The following is an 18,293-nucleotide window of genomic DNA, read 5'->3' as shown; positions in this document are numbered from 1 at the left end:
ACCTGAAGGACACTGAGGTGGAACACCCTGAACTGGAGTCTGACGACGAGGCCCTCATGGCTGCAGAACTGGCGCAGACTGTGGCATCGATGCTCGAACGACCGCTTCCAGCGGTCACTCATTCAGGGCGCCTGCTGCATCTTGCCCTGAAGGAAAAGGAGTTGTCCTTCGCCCAAATGGCTGCGCACGTTCAGAATGATCCGGTTCTGGCACTGACGCTGATACGCAACGCCAACCTTTTCATGCGTTCCAAAGAAGCCGCGATCCGCAATATTCCTCAGGCCATCAGCATCATCGGCCTCGAGCGCCTGAGCGTGCTACTGCAAACCACTGGATCCTATGACTTTTCCGGCGATCCTGGTCATCAGTCGACCGCCCGCCTGGAAGCGGCGCTTGGCCGCAGTCTTTGCGCCGCAGAAATGGCTCGGTTTACCTATACCACTGCAGGCAAGCCCGAAGAAGAAATCCGCAATGCCTTCTGGAACACCCTGCTCTGGGCAAGCCCATATTGGTATCTATGGCACTGGCGCGGCGAGGAGATGCAGGCAGTCTATAGTCAGACACGGATCAAGAGCATGGCTCGCTCAGATGCCCGCAAGCTCGAGCGCAGCATTCTGGGCTTCGAAATTCGTGCATTCTGGCGAGAGGCCCATAAACAGATGGCTCTGCCGATTCTGGATGCCAACACGCTGTTCGATCATGAACTGGCGGATCTGCGCAGCCTGGCTCAACTCACCTCAGCGGCTAAAAAGGGTTATGAAAACGACTCTCCAAGAGCCTTTATCACCAAACCATTGAGACAGTTCAGCAAGCGTCCAGGCTTTACTGAGACGATGCTGAACCATCTGGTCGAAAATGCGAGCATCAGCTGGCACTCCAAGGCGGTGAACCGGTGTTTCTTCGCAATGGCGGCGAGATGGAAGGCGTCGCCGATACAGGGCGTCCGCTGGGCCCATGAGGTAGCTGTTTTAAGTGCCAGACAACATCCGCTTCGGCACGGTGTAGGACTGGCAACTTCCTTGCTGAATCCAGCGCCCGGGTCGGGTGAGCCTCTCTTCGACATGCCGGAAGCCGGGCCTGGGCTCATATCGCCGCAGCCAGCAGCCAGCCAGCGGCCACCTTTGCCAACCGAAAAGCCGCTACCACCGGCTGCACCCGATCCCATTGACGGTCCGTCAGAGATAGCGGCCGAGCGCACGGTGACGCCCGAGCAGCCAGATGAAGCATCAAGACCGTCTACAGAAGAAAAGGCGTTGCGCTCTCCAGTTGCCCCACCACTGGCCTCGAAGCTGGAGCAGCCACGCCAGGCGGCTCCGAGACCGGTGGACGATTCGCCACTCAAAGCCTACGGCAACCCGGGTAATTCGCCTCAGCCGCAGCTGCGAAAAGCCCCGAACCGGGCATTGTTCAACCGCACCATCGAAGACATGCTGATCAATCCTATGCAGTTCCAGGGCCTGCCTGATCTGATGCAGACCACCATCAGCTGCGTAGTCGACGGTATTGGTCTGGAAGCCTGCCTGGTGAGTCTGATGACCCCCGACCGCGCGGCCATCAAGGCTTTCTTCACCACGCCGCTGCCCGCCCGGGAGACGCTCGAGGGCCGACAATTGCATCTGGAAGAATTTCCACTGTTTTCGAAGCTGATGCGGAAGCCGGCGTCGATCTGGGTCAGCCCGGAGTCTTCGCCGCGTATCAAGGCCCACCTGAGCGAAGAGTTCGCGTCACTGTTTCAGGTCGAAGAGTTCTTCGCCAGCTCCTGCTTCGTAGGCACGCGCCCAGTCGGCCTCATCTACGCTGATAACGGCTTTCACAGCGGGCCGATGACGACCTTTGAGTACGAAAGTTTCAAAGAGCTCTGTAATGCGACAAGCCAGGTCGTTTACAATCTTGCCCAGCGAGCCCGGTCTGACAAGAAAAAATAAAGTCCGGCGCCAAGCTTCATGACTCCAGAGGCCAGTCTTTGACTCATACAATAGCATCCCAGACCAGAGAACTTACCCACTGGTCCCTGCTGATCCAAGCTCAGCACCTGCTCGACTACATGCAACGCCCCGCGGAAACCAGAGTTCTGGTGGTCGACCTTTCGCCCAGAAGCGCCTACGAACAGCAGCATGTGGAAGGCGCTGTATGGCTGGATCCGACGAGAACGAAAACGCATCCACCCTTCAATGGCAAATTGCCAGAGCTCCAGCAACTACGATCCATCGCCGCAGATCTCGACCTGCATCAAAACGATCACCTCGTCGTCATGGACGCTGAAGGTGGTGCCTGGGCCGGACGTTTTGTCTGGCTCATGCTCAGCATGGGCTTCAAGAATGTCCATGCCATCGACGGTGGCCGTCTGGCCTGGGAGGCACTGGGGCTGCCTATGGTCGCTGGTGACAGCAGCAGCGCTGAAGGCGCAGACGACGAGCACGTTCAGACCGGCGAGTCGGCAAATATTCGTGGCCCGATATTTCTGCCCGACGAGAATTCTGTCGCTGCGAGTGCACCGACAGTCAGTGTCGATCTGGCAGAGCTCAAGCGCCTGGTCGAAGCCGGACAGGCACAGGTCTGGGACGCGCGCTCTGCCGAGGAATTTTCAGGTCAGCGCGTAACGGCCAGGAACAACGGTCATATTCCTGGCGCACGTCACCTCGAGTGGACGCGACTGCTAGACCCACACAATCACTATCGGCTTCGATCACCCGAAGCGCTGAACGAACTGTTACTGGCTGCCGGGCTTGATCCGGAATTGCCAATTATCACGCACTGCCAGACCCATCATCGCTCAGGCCTGACTTTTCTGGCTGGCCGGCAGCTGGGTCTGGATATCAAGGCCTATCCAGGTTCCTGGTCCGAATGGGGCAACAGCGACGACACTGGCCATCTCATCGAACAGACAGGAGACGCCTGACATGGGCAAACGTGACGATTTTTTCGTCAGATCGCAGTATCTCGTTCCACAGGGCTCACTCTCCCGAGTTGCGGGCAAAATAGCAGCTTCGACCGATCCACGGCTGAAGAACGCTTTTATAAAGTGGTTCGTCAAAAAGTATCAGGTCGACATGACCGAGGCAGCGGAGTCTGAACCAGAGGCTTTTGCGAGCTTCAACGAGTTTTTTACCAGAGCGCTGAAACCTGGTGCGCGCACTATCGACCCCGCTGAGGACGCTCTGGTCTCACCCGTAGATGGTGCCGTTTCGCAACTGGGCACCTTATTGGCTGGGCGTATCCTGCAAGCCAAGGGCAGGACCTACAGCGCACTCGAACTTTTTGGCGGCGACAGCCTGGCGGCGCGTCCGTTTCATGGTGGCGAGTTCGCCACTATCTATCTGGCGCCCAAAGACTATCACCGTATCCATATGCCCTGCGATGCACGCCTGACGAGCATGATCCATGTGCCCGGGCGGCTGTTCTCGGTAAATCCTGCCACGGCTGCCGCCGTGCCAAGCCTGTTTGCCCGCAATGAACGAGTCATCTGTGTGTTTGATACCGAATTCGGCCCGTTTGCGATGGTGCTGGTGGGGGCGATGATCGTTGCCAGTATCGCCACCACCTGGGCAGGACTGGTGGGTTCGGGAGACCAGAAACGAACTGGTGCCACCATCACGAGAATTGATTACGAGGCTGATGGCGAGCATCCAGCACCGACTTTCCGCAAAGGTGACGAAATGGGCCGCTTCCATCTCGGCTCCACGGTTATCCTGTTGGCACCACCAGAGAGCTTCAAGTGGAGTGAAGCACTCCACGCCGGCTCGCGACTCAGGCTTGGTGAACGCATCGCCACCCTGAAGGCAAAAAAGTCCTAGTGTCCCGTCCGGCTAAGCGCCAGCTGACGCAAAGCTGAGTACCTGATCGATACGGGAAAGGCCCAGCAGGCGCATGACCAGCCGGTCTACCCCAAGAGCAATGCCGCTGCACGGCGGCATTGCTCTCATCGCGCCCACAAGGGCCTCGTCCAGAGCCAGCTCCGACAGCCCAAGCACCCGTCGCCTTGCGTTGTCACTGTCGTGACGACGACGGAACTCCTCAACATCTGTCAGCTCGTGATATGCGTTGGCGATTTCAAGTCCATAGAGGTACAACTCGAAGCGATCGGCCACAAGCCGCCCCTGCGTATCGATCCGAGTACGTGATTGCGAGGCCTGTTCGGCTGGATAGCCTTCGACGACCGCCACCGGGCATTTGGTCAGCAGTGGCTCGGCCAGCCGACTGAACAGGAGGTCGAGCAGTATCGAGCGTTCCGCAGTGTCTGCGTCGTCGTAGTCGCGGACCAGGCTTCGGACACAGGCCCTGAGTCTATCGTCGCTCACCGTGAAAGGGTTCAGGCCACAGGCCTCGATCATCAGGTCTGCGTAAGTGAAGCGTATCGGCGTCTTCAGGAGGGCTTTGGAAGGCCACGGCAGATCGGACTGATCCCTTCCGTGCCGAGAGAGCGCCAGCAACAGATCCAGAGTTTCCTCGAGCAATTCATCGAGCGCATAGCCAGGCCGGTACCACTCGAGCATGAGAAATTCGGGGTTATGGCGCCTGCCGCTTTCGTTGGCCCGAAAGGCCTTGCTGAGGGTAAAAATGGCGCCAGCACCAGACCCGAGCAGACGCTTCATGTAAGGCTCGGGTGAGGTGAGGAGATACTGTCCGTTGCAGAGACGAAGACTGTCGAGGTGCACATCACTGGCCGAGGTATCTGCCAGCACCGGGACCTCGACTTCGAGAACATCACGGGCCGAGAAAAAACGACGGATCTGGTCCAGCACCGCAGCCCTGGCCCGAAGAACCTCGAGCGCTGCGCTGCTTTGCCAGTGAGCGGCTGGGCTCAGCTTTTGACCCGGTTGACGTAGGCGCCCGAGCGGGTATCGACCTTGATGAAGTCGCCCTGGTCTACGAACAGCGGTACGCTGACCACTGCGTCTGTCGTCAGACGAGCCGGCTTGGTGCCACCCTGCGCGGTGTCACCCTTGACACCAGGATCGGTCTCGACGATCTGCAAATCAACGAAATTGGGTGGCGTCACGGATAGTGGCGCACCGTTGTACAGCGTCACCATGTAGATTTCCTGCTCTTTCAGCCACTTCTTCGTATCGCCGACTGCAGCGGCATCTGCGCCGTGCTGTTCGAACGAGCCATCTGTCAGCATGAAGTGATAGAATTCGCCGTCCGTGTAGACATATTCCATCTCGAGATCGATGACATCTGCACCTTCGAGTGATTCACCTGACTTGAAGGTCTTTTCGACGACCCGGCCAGTTTTCAGGTTTCGCAACCGCACCCGGTTGAAGGCCTGGCCCTTGCCTGGCTTGACGAATTCATTCTCGATAATCGAACATGGATCGCCATCGAGCATGATCTTCAATCCGGACTTGAACTCGTTGGTGGAAAAAGTCGCCATATACTCTCGCTTACTGTCGTTGTCTCAGGATGTTTATTATGTCGAAAGCCGTGCAGATCCCGGTCGCAGGCTCTATGGAAGCGTCCGGGGAGGCGCGCATCATAACGCGAAACGGTTCGCTTGGCGATGCCCCGGGGCGCTGGCAGGACAGTCTGAAGGACATGTTCACCAGCTATCGTGAACTGGCGGCATTTCTGGATCTGCCCATAGCAGCCTTCGATGACCTGGATGCGGTGACCCGTCAGTTTCCCTTGCGGGCAACACGGGCATTTGTGTCCAGAATTCGACGCGGGGATCCGGACGATCCGCTCCTCAGACAGATCATGCCTGACGCGAAAGAGCTGCAGACCTCGGCGGCGACGACCACGGATCCTCTGGCAGAAAAAGCCTTTACCACCCAGGCTGGGGTAGTCCGCAAGTACCGTCACCGCGCGCTTTTCATTCTCACGGGCGCCTGTGCCATACATTGTCGTTACTGCTTCAGGCGGCACTTCCCTTACGAGCAGCACAGGCAGAGCCGGCAGCTATGGGATGACACCGTCGCCGAGCTGGCCATCGACCCTGAGCTTCAGGAAATCATCCTTAGCGGCGGCGATCCGCTGATGCTGGATGATCACGCACTTGCCAGTCTGTTCAGCTCACTCCAGCAAATTCCTGGACTACAGCGCATCCGCCTTCATACTCGCATGCCGAGCGTACTGCCAGGGCGAATCACCTCGCCCCTGATCGAACTGCTCAGAAGCTGTCGGCAAAAGGTCATCGTCGTCAATCATATCAATCACGCCCATGAAATCGACGAGTCGGTCGTTCAGGCCAATCGACAGCTTCGTGAGGTCTGCACACTGCTTAATCAGACCGTTTTGCTCAAAGGCGTCAACGACTCGGCTCGCGCCCAGATCGAACTGTCACATGCGCTCTTTGACGCCGGTATACTGCCTTATTACCTGCATCTACCGGACGCCGTCGACGCCGCAGGACACTTCATGATGGCGGCCAGCACGGCAAGCGAGTTGTATGCAGAGATGCTGACCGCCCTACCCGGCTATCTTGTACCGCGCCTCGTTTATGAGGACCCAGGTTACCTCAGCAAGGTGCCGCTGCAGCCTGCCCTTGAATCGCTCACAAGGAAGACGCTTTAAGTGCCGATGATAAACCTCTGAAACGAGCAATCTTTGCGGACTTTGCTATGCTAAGGAATCGTAGTGATTTGAGAAAAGGGCTGAATGCATGTCTGGGCAACCCAATCCGCTGACACTCAAGGTTCCCAATCAGCGTCTGACCACGCTGTCCTATGCCGAACCTGCTGTCAAAGCAGTGGAGTCGTGGGCTAATGAGCTTCCAAAGGCCAATATTGGCGAGATGTCGAAGCAGCTTTATCATGCCCTGCTCGAGCTCAATGAGCTCATCTGTTCACCGCAGAGCAGGTTCCAGCTGGTCGAGGTGATTCGGCCATCGGTCTATTACATCTGTCGTGAGCTCGGCAAGCACTTCTTGAACCAGGCAGTTGTCCTGCCCGAAAAGCAGCGTAAGATCGCCAACCTTGCACAATCCCTGCAATTGAATCTTGCCAACGCCTATAAACTGGTACTGGTCGACCTTCACAAGGCTGGTCAGGCGGAGAAGAACAAGAAGCTTACAGCGCCAGCCATTCATCGTGCGATCACAGACCTCTCCAGTTGTGTGCTCCGGGCCAATCAACTGTACTGCCAGACACCACCGGACACCTGGCTGGAGCTGCACCAGCTGTATCGCTTCGCCAGAGACAACCGGCTGCTGAAAATCAAGACCGTCGATGGCTACAGTGGCAACCAGAATGAAACGACCGTCGAGCAGGCATACAAGCGCGTGCTGCTGCTCGGTTGCTGCAAGCCAAACCAGCTACGCCAGAAGGATATCGAAATAGCCTATACGGCCTTCGAGCACTGGACTGATCATGTGAGCCTCGAGGTTGAGTCTGGCGCTACTGCACTCTTCGTCATTTCCCCGAAGAAGGATCTGGCGCCGGCCTATCGCAGCCTGCAGACCATTCCCCCGTCTACAGAAAATTACGGCTTTGATACCAGCAAACTCGCCACCTTGCTGACCGAAGAACTCGCACGAGGTCACCAGGAGCCTGCGGCCGGCGGCAAGAAGACTCCGCCGCAGAGACTCCACGGCATCGAAACGATCAGCGAGCCTTTGCTATTGGCCATTTCTCAGGCGATTGGTGTACTCGCCAAGCGCAGTTTCAAGCGTACCAGCAGTCAGGGTCGTATATTGATCAGTGTCGGCCTCACCACGACGCATTACTTCGTCGCCAACGGCACCGACTTCAATACCTTTCTCAGCGGCGACCGCACCAACACAGATGCGAGTTATTTTGCTGATCATCATCGGCGAGATGTCTGGGCCCAGCCCGGTAGCGGTAATAACCAACCCGGCTCGAGCGGGGCAGACCTTTCGCCCATCCGTTACACAGGCGCCAGTGGATCGGCGAACAAGGATGCGAAGCCCGGCTATCAGCAGCACATCGTGCCACTGGTCAACACCAGCCCAGGCGGGTACTGTATTCAGTGGATAGGGGATATTCCAAGTAATGTGCAGGCGGGTGAGTTGCTTGGCGTCAGGGAAGATGAGAGCCATCCGTGGAGTATCGGCGTGATTCGCTGGATCCGACAGATTCGCCAACACGGCACGCAGTTTGGTGTCGAGCTGCTGGCGCCGAGTGCGAAGCCCTGTGGTGTGCAGCTGCTACAGAAAGTGGGAGAAAACAGCGAGTTTCTCAGAGGCCTTCTGCTTCCGGAGTTGCCTGCAATCTCACAACCTGCGAGTCTCGTAGTACCAAGACTACCTTTCCAGGTTGGACACAAGGTGGTGGTAAATCGCCAGGGCCGAAATACCAAGTTGCAGTTGCTCAAGCGAGTGAGTGCTACGGGCTCATTTACCCAATTTGAAATTGAAGCTCAGTTCGCGGACGCCGCAACACCCGCACCGCGGAAAACCATTTCATCGGAAGATGATTTTGACTCACTCTGGCCATCACTCTGAGCATGCAAGAAAAAAAACAGACCGTCCATTTACTGCTGTTGGACCCATCACTCAACGATGCTGAACATACGATCAGCGTCCTGCGTAATGATGGGAAGGCCACCAGAGCTCACCGAATTACGAGCGAAGAGGATCTTCAGGAGAGTCTGAAGTCACAGAGCTGGGACCTGCTCATCGCCAAGCGCGAAGATCAGGAGCTGACCTATCTCGACTGTCTGGACGCCATCAAGGCACAAGGTCTCGACCTACCATTGATAGCCATACTCGAAGAGTTCGATGAAGCCGAACACGTGACTGCGCTACAGAAGGGCGCCAGACAGGTCGTACTCGCCAGTCATGAGACAGTGCAGCTTCATGCCATTCGACGGGAACTCGAAGACCATGCAGATCGCCGCAAGCGAAAGAGCGTGGAGCTTCAGCTCCGCGATGCGGAAAAGCGTTGTAATTCGCTGCTCGAATCTTCGGTCGACCCGATCGCCTATATCATTGAAGGCATGCACGTCTTTGCCAACAAGGCCTACCTGGATCTGTTCGGCTATGAAGATCTGGACGACCTCATCTGTATTCCAGTACTGGATGCCATCGCCTCTTCAAGCACTGGGGCGTTCAAGACCTTCCTGAAACAGGCCGAAGGCCCTGAGGCCCTCGATACGCCTGTGCCGATCTGCATTGAGAGATCAGACGGTTCGGAAGAAATGGTAGCCGTCAGCAGCTCGCTGGCCACCTTCGAGGGCGATGCCTGTCTGCAACTCGTCATGCGCCCGCAGGTCGATGCCGAGCTCGAAGCCAAGTTGAAAAAGATCAGCCGAGAGGATTTGCTCACCGGTCTCTACAACAAGACTTACTGGATGGAACAGCTTCATCTCTTCATCGAGCAGATCATGCAGCAGAAGGCGCATGGTTTCGTCATGTTCATACAGATTCTTGATGTAGGCAGACTGAAAGATAGCCTCGGGATTACCGGCACTGACACGCTACTGGCGAGTTTTGCGACCCTGCTGCGCGAGCACAAAGGGCCGCACTCGACACTCGGGCGCTTCAGTGACGACAGCTTTGTATGGATCGAGGCTGAAAACAGTCAGGATCAGGTTCAGAAGCTGGCGTCGACTATTTCTCAGGCCGCCGAACAGAAACTTTTCGACATCAGCGGCAAGACGGCACAGGTCAAGGTCGCCGTAGGCCTGCTGCGCCTGAACGAGAATTCGGGCACGACCGAAACCGTAGTCAGCAAGGCCATCCGTGCAAGCGTGTACGCTATTGAACGCCCAGAGGCCAGTCGTCAGGGCGGCCAGGCGGTGTCGAACGTCTACATGTATAACGGTCTGGACTTCGAAGACAGCGACAAGTCGATAGACGACTATATGGCGATGCTGCAGGCAGCCCTGGATGACAACCGCTTCAAGATGCTGTTCCAGCCGATCATCAGCCTGCAAGGATCGACCGACGGTTATTACGAAGCCTTCCTGCGAATGATCGACAACGAAGGCAAGGAAATATCACCTTCGGATTTTCTTCCTGTCGAGACTGAAGCCCGCCTGGCGACGAAGCTGGACCGCTGGGTCATTCTGCAAAACGTCAAGAGCCTGAGCTCTCACCGCTCCAAGGGCTATAGCAGTAGACTGATCATCAATATCACCGGTCACACGATCACCGATGACACCTTTATCGACTGGCTGCAAAAGGCTCTGACGGCTGCGAAACTGCCAGGCGAGTCACTGGTATTCCAGGTCGCTGAAGCCGACGTCATCGAATATCTGCTGCAGGCCAAGGAGTTCAGCGCGCAAATCCACAAACTGGGCTGTCAGCTGGCCCTGTCGCGTTTCGGTTGCGCATTGGATCCGTTCAAGACGCTCGATCACGTCGAAGTGGACTATGTGAAGGTCGATGGCTCTTATACCGAAGATATTCAGAAGACGGCAGAAGCCAGAGAGGCCTTCTACGCCATGGTAGATAAACTGAAGGATCAGTCGAAGATGGTCATCACGCCGCTGGTAGAGAACGCCACCGTGCTCTCGACGCTCTATCAGGCGGGTGTCCACTACATTCAGGGCTACTACCTGCAGGCGCCGACGACCGAAATGAATTACGACTTCGCTGAAGGCGGCTGAGCCGCCTAATCCTCCTCTCCAGCATCTCGACCTTCCAGCAGGCGAAGGTCGCTTTCCCGAAAGCCAAGCAGATACAAAATACTGTCGAGCCCAAGATAGGAGATCGACTGACTGGCACTCTTGCGCACCAGTGGCTTGGCTCGAAATGCCACGCCGAGCCCTGCGGTACTCAGCATGGGCAGATCGTTCGCACCATCACCTACGGCAATGACCTGCTCGAGCTGAATTCCCTCGCGTGCGGCAATCTCATGCAGCAGGGCGGCCTTGCGGGCGCCATCCACGATTTCTCCACTTACCTCCCCCGTCACCAGCCCATCACGGATGTCCAGATCGTTGGCGAACACGTAGTCGATTCCGAGCTGCGCCTGCAAGCGTTTGGCGAAGAAATTGAAACCACCGGACAGGATTGCAGTCTTATAGCCCAGTTTGCGCAGACTGCTGATCAGCAGCTCTGCACCTTCCGTCAGCATCAGACGACGTGCAACCGTTTCGAGCGTTTCAGCGCTCAGCCCTTTCAGCAGGCGCACACGTCGACGGAAGCTTTCAGCAAACTCGATCTCCCCGCGCATGGCCAGCTCTGTAATGGCCATCACCTGCTCACCCACCCCGGCCTCTTTGGCCAGTTCATCGATGACTTCGGCTTCGATCAGGGTCGAGTCCATATCGAAGACCACCAGCCGTCGGTTGCGCCTGAACAGATCGTCGCGCTGGAAGGCGATATCGATATTGAGTTCATTGGCAATCTGCAGGAACTCTGTCTTGAGTTTCTCGGGGTCAGTAGGCTCTCCACGAACTGACAGCTCGATGCAGGCATGGTTTCGTCGCGAGGCATCGTAGAGATCAAGCCGGGTAGACAGACGCTGTATCTGGTCGATATTGAGCCCATTGGCGGCGGTAATCGCCGAAGCCCGGGCGATGTGCTCGGCCTTGATTTCACGGGCCAGCAAAGTGACGATGAAACGCGTTTTGCCTTTGCCCTTCACCCACTTGTTGTAATCCGCCTCTGGAATCGGGGTGAAACTGATGTGCAAATCCCTGGCGTGCATCTCGAACAACAGATCCTTGATGACCTGCGAGGCATCGTTGCCAGACTGACCAGCCTCGGGCAGGCGTACGAGCATGCCCCAGGTCAGATGATCGTGGATCACTGACTGACCGACATCGAGCATGACCAGATCATACGCTGCGAGAATGGAAGTTATTGCAGACGTCAGGCCCGGCTTGTCATGGCCGCTGACGTTGATCAGCAGAATATCACTCATTGCCGTCTACCTGTCCTGAAGCTGTCACATTGCCTTTGTCAGCGGCAGTAGTTGGCTGCGGGTTCAGCAGCTCTACCCGGTCGATTTTCTGCAATCCCCTCGGCAGGCGCGAACCGCGACGGCCACGCTCACCTATGTAGTGTTCGAGGTCACTCAAACCGACCTTGAGGAAGCGCTTGCCTGCGTGGAGCTGAAGGAAGGCACCGGGTCGCAGGACTGCCAGATGCGCCAATGCTTCTTCACCACTCTGGGCTCTGGCTGCAGGGATACCAATGATCTTGTTGCCCTTGCCTTTGGTCAGCTGCGGCAGATCGCTCAAGGGGAATGCCAACATCCTGCCATCACTGGTAATCGCCACCAGCATCACCTCGTTCACGTCCTGTTTCGCAGGAATGAGGATAGGTGGCAGCACGCTGGCCCCTGCACTGAGGCTCACGAGCGCCTTGCCAGTCTTGTTCTTGCTCAGCAGGTCCCCCGCCGTCGCACGGAATCCATAACCATAGCTGGAGGCGAGCAGTATGCTGTCGTCGGTCTCCGGCAGCATGGCGTAACTGATGAGCGCTCCGTCTGCAGGTGTTATCCGCCCGGTCAGGGGTTCACCCTGCCCTCGCGCAGACGGCAGACTGTGCGCTGCCAGCGAATACACCCTGCCGCTGGTATCGAAGAACAGCGCCTGATTGCTGCTGCGCCCCTTCGCGGCATGCAGGAAAGCGTCACCAGCCTTGTAACTGAGCGCCTCAGGATCCAGATCATGACCCTTACCCGCTCTCACCCAGCCTTTTTCAGAGAGCACGACGGTAACCGGCTCGCTGCTGATCAGATCAGTCTCGCGATAGGCTTTGGCTTCACTTCGCTCAACTAGCGGGCTGCGACGATCGTCGCCGAAGGTCTCCATATCCGCTTTCAGTTCTTTACCCACCAGACGCTTGAGCTTGAGCTCCGAACCAAGCAGCGCCTCGAGTTCCTGCTTTTCCTTCGCAAGCGCTTCCTGCTCGGCCTTGATCTTCATTTCTTCAAGACGGGCCAGTTGCCGCAGCTTGGTATCCAGTACGTAGTCGGCCTGAATTTCAGTAAGGCCGAAGCTGTCCATCAGCGCCTGCCTGGGCTCATCCTCTTCCCGCACGATGCGGATCACTTCGTCGAGGTTGAGAAAAGCGACCAGGAGACCTTCAAGAATGTGCAGGCGGTCGTTCACTTTCTTCAGACGGAATTCGAGTCTCCTGCGAACCGTACCGATTCTGAATTGCAGCCACTCACGCAGCAGCAAGGGCAGTGGCTTCACCGTCGGCTTGCCATTGAGGCCGATAACGTTGATGTTTACCCGGTAACTCTTTTCCAGATCAGTGGTGGCGAACAGATGCCCCATCAGGGCCTCCGTGTCCGTTCTGCTGGAGCGTGGAATCAGGACCAGTCTGCAAGGATCCTCATGGTCGGACTCATCACGAATATCGGCCAGCATCGGCAGCTTCTTCGCAGTCATCTGGGCGGCAATCTGCTCGATGAGTCGAGCACCTGACACCTGATATGGCAGCTCTGTGATAACGATATTGCCCTGTTCAGTGTTGTAGCGGGCCCTTGCCTTGACGGAGCCGCGACCGGTGGCGTACATCTGGCGCAGCTCTTCACGACTGCTGACGATCTCGCCCCCTGTTGGAAAATCAGGGCCCTGGATATGCTCCAGTAGTTCGTCGAGCTCGGCCTTGGGGTTATTCAGCAGATGCAGGCAGGCACTCGTGACCTCGCGCAGGTTGTGCGGCGGTATGTCTGTTGCCATGCCGACCGCGATACCGGTGGTGCCGTTGAGCAGCAGGTTCGGTAGCCTCGCTGGCAGCAGAGCGGGCTCTTTCAGGGAGCCATCGAAGTTGGGTACCCAATCTACTGTGCCCTGAGCGACTTCGCTCAGCAGCGTTTCGGCGTACTTTGCCAGCTTTGACTCGGTATAACGCATGGCTGCGAACGATTTCGGATCGTCCTGCGAGCCCCAGTTGCCCTGCCCATTGACGATGGGATAGCGATAGGAAAATGGCTGCGCCATGAGCACCATGGCTTCATAGCAGGCGCTGTCTCCATGAGGATGATATTTACCGAGCACGTCACCGACGGTTCGCGCCGATTTCTTATGCTTCGATGCCGCAGTCAGGCCAAGTTCTGACATCGCATAAATAATGCGTCGCTGAACCGGCTTCAAGCCATCGCCGATGTGCGGCAAGGCCCTGTCGAGAATGACGTACATCGAATAATCGAGATAGGCTTTTTCGGTGAATGTTCTAAGCGGCAATCTTTCGATTGAATCATCGACTGGCAGGTTCATAGGCAGGTGAATGGCCCTCGTAGCGCTGGTGGCTGTGATAAATCCTGATGGTTCTTAACAGGAGCAGAACGGCTGAGGCACAGGTATGGCAGGCTCAGCAGGACGCTAGCTTACGGTATTCGCCCCCTTTCGCCTAGGCACTGACTAGCGGGCTGCCCATAAACCGTAAAAAGCCCGGTCTGTGGCTTCTACGCATTTTAGCCAGGGCCGGGCTTCTTTATTGTAGCACTCATGATTACAGCCTATTCCGACCTTTTCCGAATCGTGTTAAGCGCAAGCGTCCTGATGCTTGCGATCGAGTACCTGTGGACGGGTCATATGCTCACTGCCTGGGTTTATGTCGCCATCAGCATCGGTTTCGGCCTCTTTCTACTGGTTCAGCGCAAGCCTTTCGTGGAAGACGAGCCCGACAGCGACTGATACCGCCTCGGGCTGCCCCAAATACCCCCTCAATACAAATCAGTCAACAGTACCCCAAGCCCGACTCGCTGATTGCGGTGATTGTAGTCGATGAGTGTCTCGCCGTAGCCGTTGTAATACTGTAGATAGCCCTTGAGCCTGCCAGGCAGCGGAAAGGTGTAGGACACTTCCACGGACGTCTTGTTTTCATCTGAGTCCCTCATGTTGTTCATGAGCCGGACATCGAAGACCTGATCACCCTGCTTATAAGCGAACAGGAATTCGGCATAACCCAGGAACTGATGAATATCGGCGTTGTCGTCCTCCTCCTCATCTTCAGGGATGCGCCACCAGGGCCGCACACCCAGCGTCAGGTTGCCCTTGTTGAAAAAGAACGAGGCCACCACCCGGTTCCAGCTTCTTGATTCCGGCTTGGACTCCCCGTTCGAATGGTGATTGATGCCCAGGGTCACGAACTCGGAGCTATAGCCAAACAGGTTCATCGATGTTCGATAGCGAAGGTAGACCTCCGGCTCGTGATCGATGGTGCGGAAAGGCTTGGATTGTGGATCGTTGTAAATTTGCCAGAAGCCGACCTGCGTGTAAGCCGCCCAGGCTGTCATGCCTTCAGGAAAGATGTTGCGTAGTAACTGGAACTTGAAGCTGAACTGATACTTTGCTTCGCTGCGCTGGTACTCCTCGACAAGCCGGGTTTCCTCACGAGACGGGCTGGACACGATCTCATAAGGCTTGTCGTTGTAGGTGTATGGCAGCAGGTAGTTGCGTCGATGCGGAATCATCAGGAAGCTGTTGTCAGCCAGCAACTCCTCGGACTCGAGCCGTTCATCGACAGCATTTCTGGGCCCTTGTTCATCAAGCACGGGACTCTGAAAGGTATCAGTCAGGCGATCGTAGCATTCCAGCCGTTCCTGGCTGCTCTCGAGTTCCGCACAGTCTTCGAGCCTGGTCTCGGTCTGCTTCGCCACCGATGCTTCAGTGGTCAGCTGATCCAGGTCAGACTGCCTGACTTCCTCTATATCATCAGTGCCTTCGAAAAGCTCATCCGCCTGAGCGGACGCCGTTGCACAGATCATCAGACTCGCGGCCAGCAAAGCCCTGCTTCTGTTGAAGTTCCCTGAGATGCCCTGCTTGTTCATCAAATTGTTCCGCTCATCGTTGGTGACATTACTGTAGTTGAAAATTGGTCAGCCGAATACGGTGACCGTCTGCTGACTGAAGGCCAGCAACTCGTCGCGATCGTTCCAGACTCGGGCATGGGTGTATCCATAGCCATCTGCAGCCTGAACGATTTTCGCTTCATAGCGGAACCAGTCGGTTGCCCGTGATCTTACTGTCGGCTGGACGAACTGGACGTTCCACGCCAGCGTGCTCGCCGGCACCACCTTGCGCAATAAAGGCAAAGTCGCGGGAGGCCAGGCATCGATAAGCCCTAACAGCAGCGCAGGCGTAAGCGCCGCTTCATCACCTAGAGCGGCTTCTCGAAACCGCATGTAACCATTCATGATGCCATCGCCCCGCCCGGTAAACGGGAGCTTGCCATCAGTAAACGCATAATCGAAATATTGCATAAAGTTGGGTGAGACACCCGCTACATTTGGCAGCGGCGCACCATCCTCCAGCAAACCCACGTCGGCAACGCCAGCGGGATCCACGCAAATATCGGATTCACGGCCATCGCCAAAGGCAGCACTGGCATCGAGTCTGATACTGTCGGACTGTAAAATTCGGCAGCCAAGCACGGTGACCGACTTTCCGGCGCGAAGCAGCTCCGGGGTCAGGGTGAGCGCCTGATCGTCGACTGGACCAACGAAATTGCAGTTGAAGCTTCGCAGCATTCGCCCGTCGGCATGAGCCTCCATGGCCTGAAGCGCCATCGCAGCCGACAGCCCTCCGAATGTCGAACGACCCTGCATCCAGCTGTCGTCGATGCTGAGCTTGTCATGCGTGGGCGCAGCTGCACCTGTTTCTCGAATGGCCACGCGTGAGGCCGCAGAAAGATAATCTGTAAATAACATGGGATACTCCTGACAATACAGACGCGCAAGGCCTGCTATACGGCGTAAAGTTCGAAAAGGTACACTATCATGAATACAGTGCAACACTCTTCACACCAGCGGGCGGCAGTATATGGCTATCGAAGGTTCAGTCCGACACTTCTTACTCACGGTGATCACGGGCTGGCTTGTTCTGGCCTCCACCACATCCGTACGCGCCGATAGCACCCTAGAGCCCGGTCAGGAGAGCCAGAGCATGGGCCTGGCAAAACTGGCCACCGTGCGGATCTACTATCACGACGCCTCAGCAATTGCCGATCGTCTGAACATGATGTTTGAGCCAGCCGATCTGAAAGCTTCGGGGCTCGGACGCGATCTGATTCTGCGGGCGAGCTCGGAGGCATTGCTCCACGACGCAAAAACACTGGTCGCTGATCTGGATAGGCAACCCGCGCAGTTCCGCATTTTCATCCGTGAAGTCGCCCAGGGCAGCGGCCGCAATGGCGACCTCAGGACCAGCGTCGAAGGCAAAGTCGGGGCGGGAACTGGCTCTCGAGATGGCCGAGCCGATATCTCGGTCAGCTACGGTAATCGCAGTTATAGTACCGGGAGTAGAACCGAGCAGACTGTTACCGTACTGGAGGGCAGCTCGGTCAGTCTCACCGCCGGTCAGCTCAGGCCTGTCCAGAACGTCTACCTCTCTCATAGCGGTATCGCTGTCGGCAATGCCGGAGAACGGGAGCTGGTCGGCAGTGATCTACTGGTCACGCCCACGCTGGCTGGACCAGAGGGGGAGCCGCGCGCCCGAGTCACGCTGGCCGTAAGACATCAACGTGACGCGAGAGATGGTCAGTCGCTCGACGCTTTCGAACTGGCATCGACACAACTGCTCCCCTTCGGCGAATGGGCTCCGCTCGGCGGCAGCACGAGTAGAAGCAGGAACGACTCGGATGGAAGCTTCGGCACAAGCTATTCGACCCGCTCATCTGACATGACACAGCACTACGAAATAATGATCCACCTACTGCCCTGAGACGGCAGATTCAGGCTCGGCTCAGCGTACCCACTAATGCAAACGCGCCAGCGAAACCGCAGATGACCAGCAGAAGCGGCCGGAATCTGCCCGCGTCGACATAGGGTCGTGCCTGCTTGCCGGTAAAGAAGCCAAGCAGACAGAACGGTACGAAAGTCAAAGATACCAGGAGCAGTTCAAGCGTCAAGATATCCGCCAGCCAGTAACCGATCAAGCTCAGGGCACAACTGTAAACGAAGAACACCGACAGGTTCGCGCGGACAGTCATCGGCGCGCCGTGCTGCATGACCAGGGCCATCGGCGGGCCACCAATCGAGGTGGTGGTACCGGTAATACCACTCACGAAGGCCGCCACCCCCAATCGAGCCGGTGTGTACTGGAACTGGGGGCCCTTGAAGCTGATGAGCACTGCGAGCAATACTGTCGAGGCAACAAAGATCTGCAGCCAGAAGGCATTCAGTTGCAACAACAGCCAGGTGCCCAGAATAGTGCCAGGAATGCGGGTGATGAAGGGAATGCGTAACTGATGCATTTCAATGGCTGTGCGCTGATTCCAGCTATTGAGCAGACTGAGGTTGAGCGCCGTGATGGTCAACACGACCGGCACCCACTCTGGCTCGACCATGACCACGACCGGGGCCGCAATAACGGCCATACCAAAGCCAAGCGCCGTCTGCACCCAGCAGCCCACGAGCAGTATGGCTGCCGTAACAGCCCAGGGGAAAAACTCCACTAACGCTACCTCTCATTCGAATACACAGTCA

The 18,293-nt window shown here is 56.9% G+C and carries 15 protein-coding genes; 8 read left to right on the top strand and 7 right to left on the bottom strand.

The window, feature by feature from the left end; translation table 11 throughout:
• The first annotated feature begins 17 nt into the window (after positions 1-17).
• From ABD735_RS01930 to asd, 3 genes are read left to right on the top strand one after another with little or no spacing between them, the layout of a single operon-like run.
• Positions 18-1,925, top strand: coding sequence for an HDOD domain-containing protein (locus ABD735_RS01930; RefSeq protein WP_344802730.1), 1,908 nt, complete (start codon positions 18-20; stop codon positions 1,923-1,925).
• Positions 1,926-1,963: 38 nt separating this feature from the next.
• The gene (locus tag ABD735_RS01925; RefSeq protein ID WP_344802728.1) at positions 1,964-2,899 is read left to right on the top strand and encodes a sulfurtransferase; all 936 of its coding nucleotides are present in this window, start codon (positions 1,964-1,966) and stop codon (positions 2,897-2,899) included.
• A gap of 1 nt (position 2,900) precedes the next feature.
• Complete coding sequence (gene asd, locus ABD735_RS01920; RefSeq protein ID WP_344802726.1) at positions 2,901-3,794, top strand: archaetidylserine decarboxylase; 894 nt, start codon at positions 2,901-2,903, stop codon at positions 3,792-3,794.
• 12 nt (positions 3,795-3,806) lie between these two features.
• On the opposite strand, the gene epmA is transcribed toward asd, so the two are convergent.
• Positions 3,807-4,805, bottom strand: a complete 999-nt coding sequence (gene epmA / locus ABD735_RS01915; protein ID WP_344803774.1) for an EF-P lysine aminoacylase EpmA — start codon at positions 4,803-4,805, stop codon at positions 3,807-3,809.
• Complete coding sequence (gene efp, locus ABD735_RS01910; protein ID WP_344802724.1) at positions 4,802-5,374, bottom strand: elongation factor P; 573 nt, start codon at positions 5,372-5,374, stop codon at positions 4,802-4,804. The genes epmA and efp overlap by 4 nt, the downstream gene beginning before the upstream one ends.
• A 38-nt stretch (positions 5,375-5,412) precedes the next feature.
• On the opposite strand from efp, the gene epmB reads away from it, so the two are divergent.
• The 3 genes from epmB (at position 5,413) to ABD735_RS01895 (ending at position 10,509) form a co-directional block, all read left to right on the top strand.
• The gene (epmB, locus tag ABD735_RS01905; RefSeq protein WP_344802722.1) at positions 5,413-6,513 is read left to right on the top strand and encodes an EF-P beta-lysylation protein EpmB; all 1,101 of its coding nucleotides are present in this window, start codon (positions 5,413-5,415) and stop codon (positions 6,511-6,513) included.
• A gap of 88 nt (positions 6,514-6,601) precedes the next feature.
• Positions 6,602-8,401: a GTPase gene (locus tag ABD735_RS01900; RefSeq protein ID WP_344802720.1), complete on the top strand. Its 1,800-nt coding sequence runs from the start codon at positions 6,602-6,604 to the stop codon at positions 8,399-8,401.
• A gap of 2 nt (positions 8,402-8,403) precedes the next feature.
• Positions 8,404-10,509 (top strand): EAL domain-containing protein, encoded by a 2,106-nt coding sequence (locus ABD735_RS01895; RefSeq protein WP_344802718.1) that lies wholly within the window; start codon positions 8,404-8,406, stop codon positions 10,507-10,509.
• Positions 10,510-10,514: 5 nt separating this feature from the next.
• Here the strand turns inward: ABD735_RS01895 and serB are convergent, their stop codons facing one another.
• Together serB and parC are read right to left on the bottom strand one after the other, a co-directional pair.
• Entirely contained in the window at positions 10,515-11,771 is a 1,257-nt protein-coding gene (gene serB / locus ABD735_RS01890; RefSeq protein ID WP_344802716.1) for a phosphoserine phosphatase SerB, read from the bottom strand.
• A complete protein-coding gene (parC, locus tag ABD735_RS01885; protein WP_344802714.1) occupies positions 11,764-14,082 on the bottom strand; it encodes a DNA topoisomerase IV subunit A in 2,319 nt (772 codons plus the stop codon). The genes serB and parC overlap by 8 nt, the downstream gene beginning before the upstream one ends.
• A 231-nt stretch (positions 14,083-14,313) precedes the next feature.
• Here parC and ABD735_RS01880 point away from each other — a divergent pair, with 231 nt between their 5' ends.
• The gene (locus ABD735_RS01880) at positions 14,314-14,502 is read left to right on the top strand and encodes a hypothetical protein (RefSeq protein WP_344802712.1); all 189 of its coding nucleotides are present in this window, start codon (positions 14,314-14,316) and stop codon (positions 14,500-14,502) included.
• A 29-nt stretch (positions 14,503-14,531) separates the two neighbouring features.
• Here ABD735_RS01880 and ABD735_RS01875 read toward each other — a convergent pair whose 3' ends face one another.
• Positions 14,532-15,638 carry a phospholipase A gene (locus ABD735_RS01875; protein WP_344802710.1) on the bottom strand — a complete coding sequence of 369 codons (1,107 nt, stop codon included), beginning with the start codon at positions 15,636-15,638 and terminating at the stop codon, positions 14,532-14,534.
• Positions 15,639-15,686: 48 nt separating this feature from the next.
• Positions 15,687-16,517 (bottom strand): thioesterase family protein, encoded by an 831-nt coding sequence (locus ABD735_RS01870; RefSeq protein ID WP_344802708.1) that lies wholly within the window; start codon positions 16,515-16,517, stop codon positions 15,687-15,689.
• Between the two features lie 112 nt (positions 16,518-16,629).
• On the opposite strand from ABD735_RS01870, the gene ABD735_RS01865 reads away from it, so the two are divergent.
• Positions 16,630-17,529 carry a hypothetical protein gene (locus tag ABD735_RS01865; protein WP_344802706.1) on the top strand — a complete coding sequence of 300 codons (900 nt, stop codon included), beginning with the start codon at positions 16,630-16,632 and terminating at the stop codon, positions 17,527-17,529.
• 10 nt (positions 17,530-17,539) lie between these two features.
• On the opposite strand, the gene ABD735_RS01860 is transcribed toward ABD735_RS01865, so the two are convergent.
• The gene (locus tag ABD735_RS01860) at positions 17,540-18,262 is read right to left on the bottom strand and encodes a TSUP family transporter (protein WP_344802704.1); all 723 of its coding nucleotides are present in this window, start codon (positions 18,260-18,262) and stop codon (positions 17,540-17,542) included.
• Positions 18,263-18,293 lie beyond the last annotated feature (31 nt).

Source organism: Allohahella marinimesophila, from assembly GCF_039538005.1.
In the GTDB taxonomy this organism is placed as follows: Bacteria; Pseudomonadota; Gammaproteobacteria; order Pseudomonadales; family Oleiphilaceae; genus Allohahella; species Allohahella marinimesophila.
The sequence above is the reverse complement of the archived record's forward strand: the minus strand, read 5'-3'. Positions and strand labels throughout refer to the sequence as shown.

Coding starts and splice junctions, on each gene's coding strand:
- asd (WP_344802726.1), top strand. CDS start 2,901: ATGGGCAAACGTGACGATTTTTTCGTCAGATCGCAGTATCTCGTTCCA.
- efp (WP_344802724.1), bottom strand. CDS start 5,374: ATGGCGACTTTTTCCACCAACGAGTTCAAGTCCGGATTGAAGATCATG.
- epmB (WP_344802722.1), top strand. CDS start 5,413: ATGTCGAAAGCCGTGCAGATCCCGGTCGCAGGCTCTATGGAAGCGTCC.
- ABD735_RS01900 (WP_344802720.1), top strand. CDS start 6,602: ATGTCTGGGCAACCCAATCCGCTGACACTCAAGGTTCCCAATCAGCGT.
- ABD735_RS01895 (WP_344802718.1), top strand. CDS start 8,404: ATGCAAGAAAAAAAACAGACCGTCCATTTACTGCTGTTGGACCCATCA.
- serB (WP_344802716.1), bottom strand. CDS start 11,771: ATGAGTGATATTCTGCTGATCAACGTCAGCGGCCATGACAAGCCGGGC.
- parC (WP_344802714.1), bottom strand. CDS start 14,082: ATGAACCTGCCAGTCGATGATTCAATCGAAAGATTGCCGCTTAGAACA.
- ABD735_RS01880 (WP_344802712.1), top strand. CDS start 14,314: ATGATTACAGCCTATTCCGACCTTTTCCGAATCGTGTTAAGCGCAAGC.
- ABD735_RS01875 (WP_344802710.1), bottom strand. CDS start 15,638: ATGAACAAGCAGGGCATCTCAGGGAACTTCAACAGAAGCAGGGCTTTG.
- ABD735_RS01870 (WP_344802708.1), bottom strand. CDS start 16,517: ATGTTATTTACAGATTATCTTTCTGCGGCCTCACGCGTGGCCATTCGA.
- ABD735_RS01865 (WP_344802706.1), top strand. CDS start 16,630: ATGGCTATCGAAGGTTCAGTCCGACACTTCTTACTCACGGTGATCACG.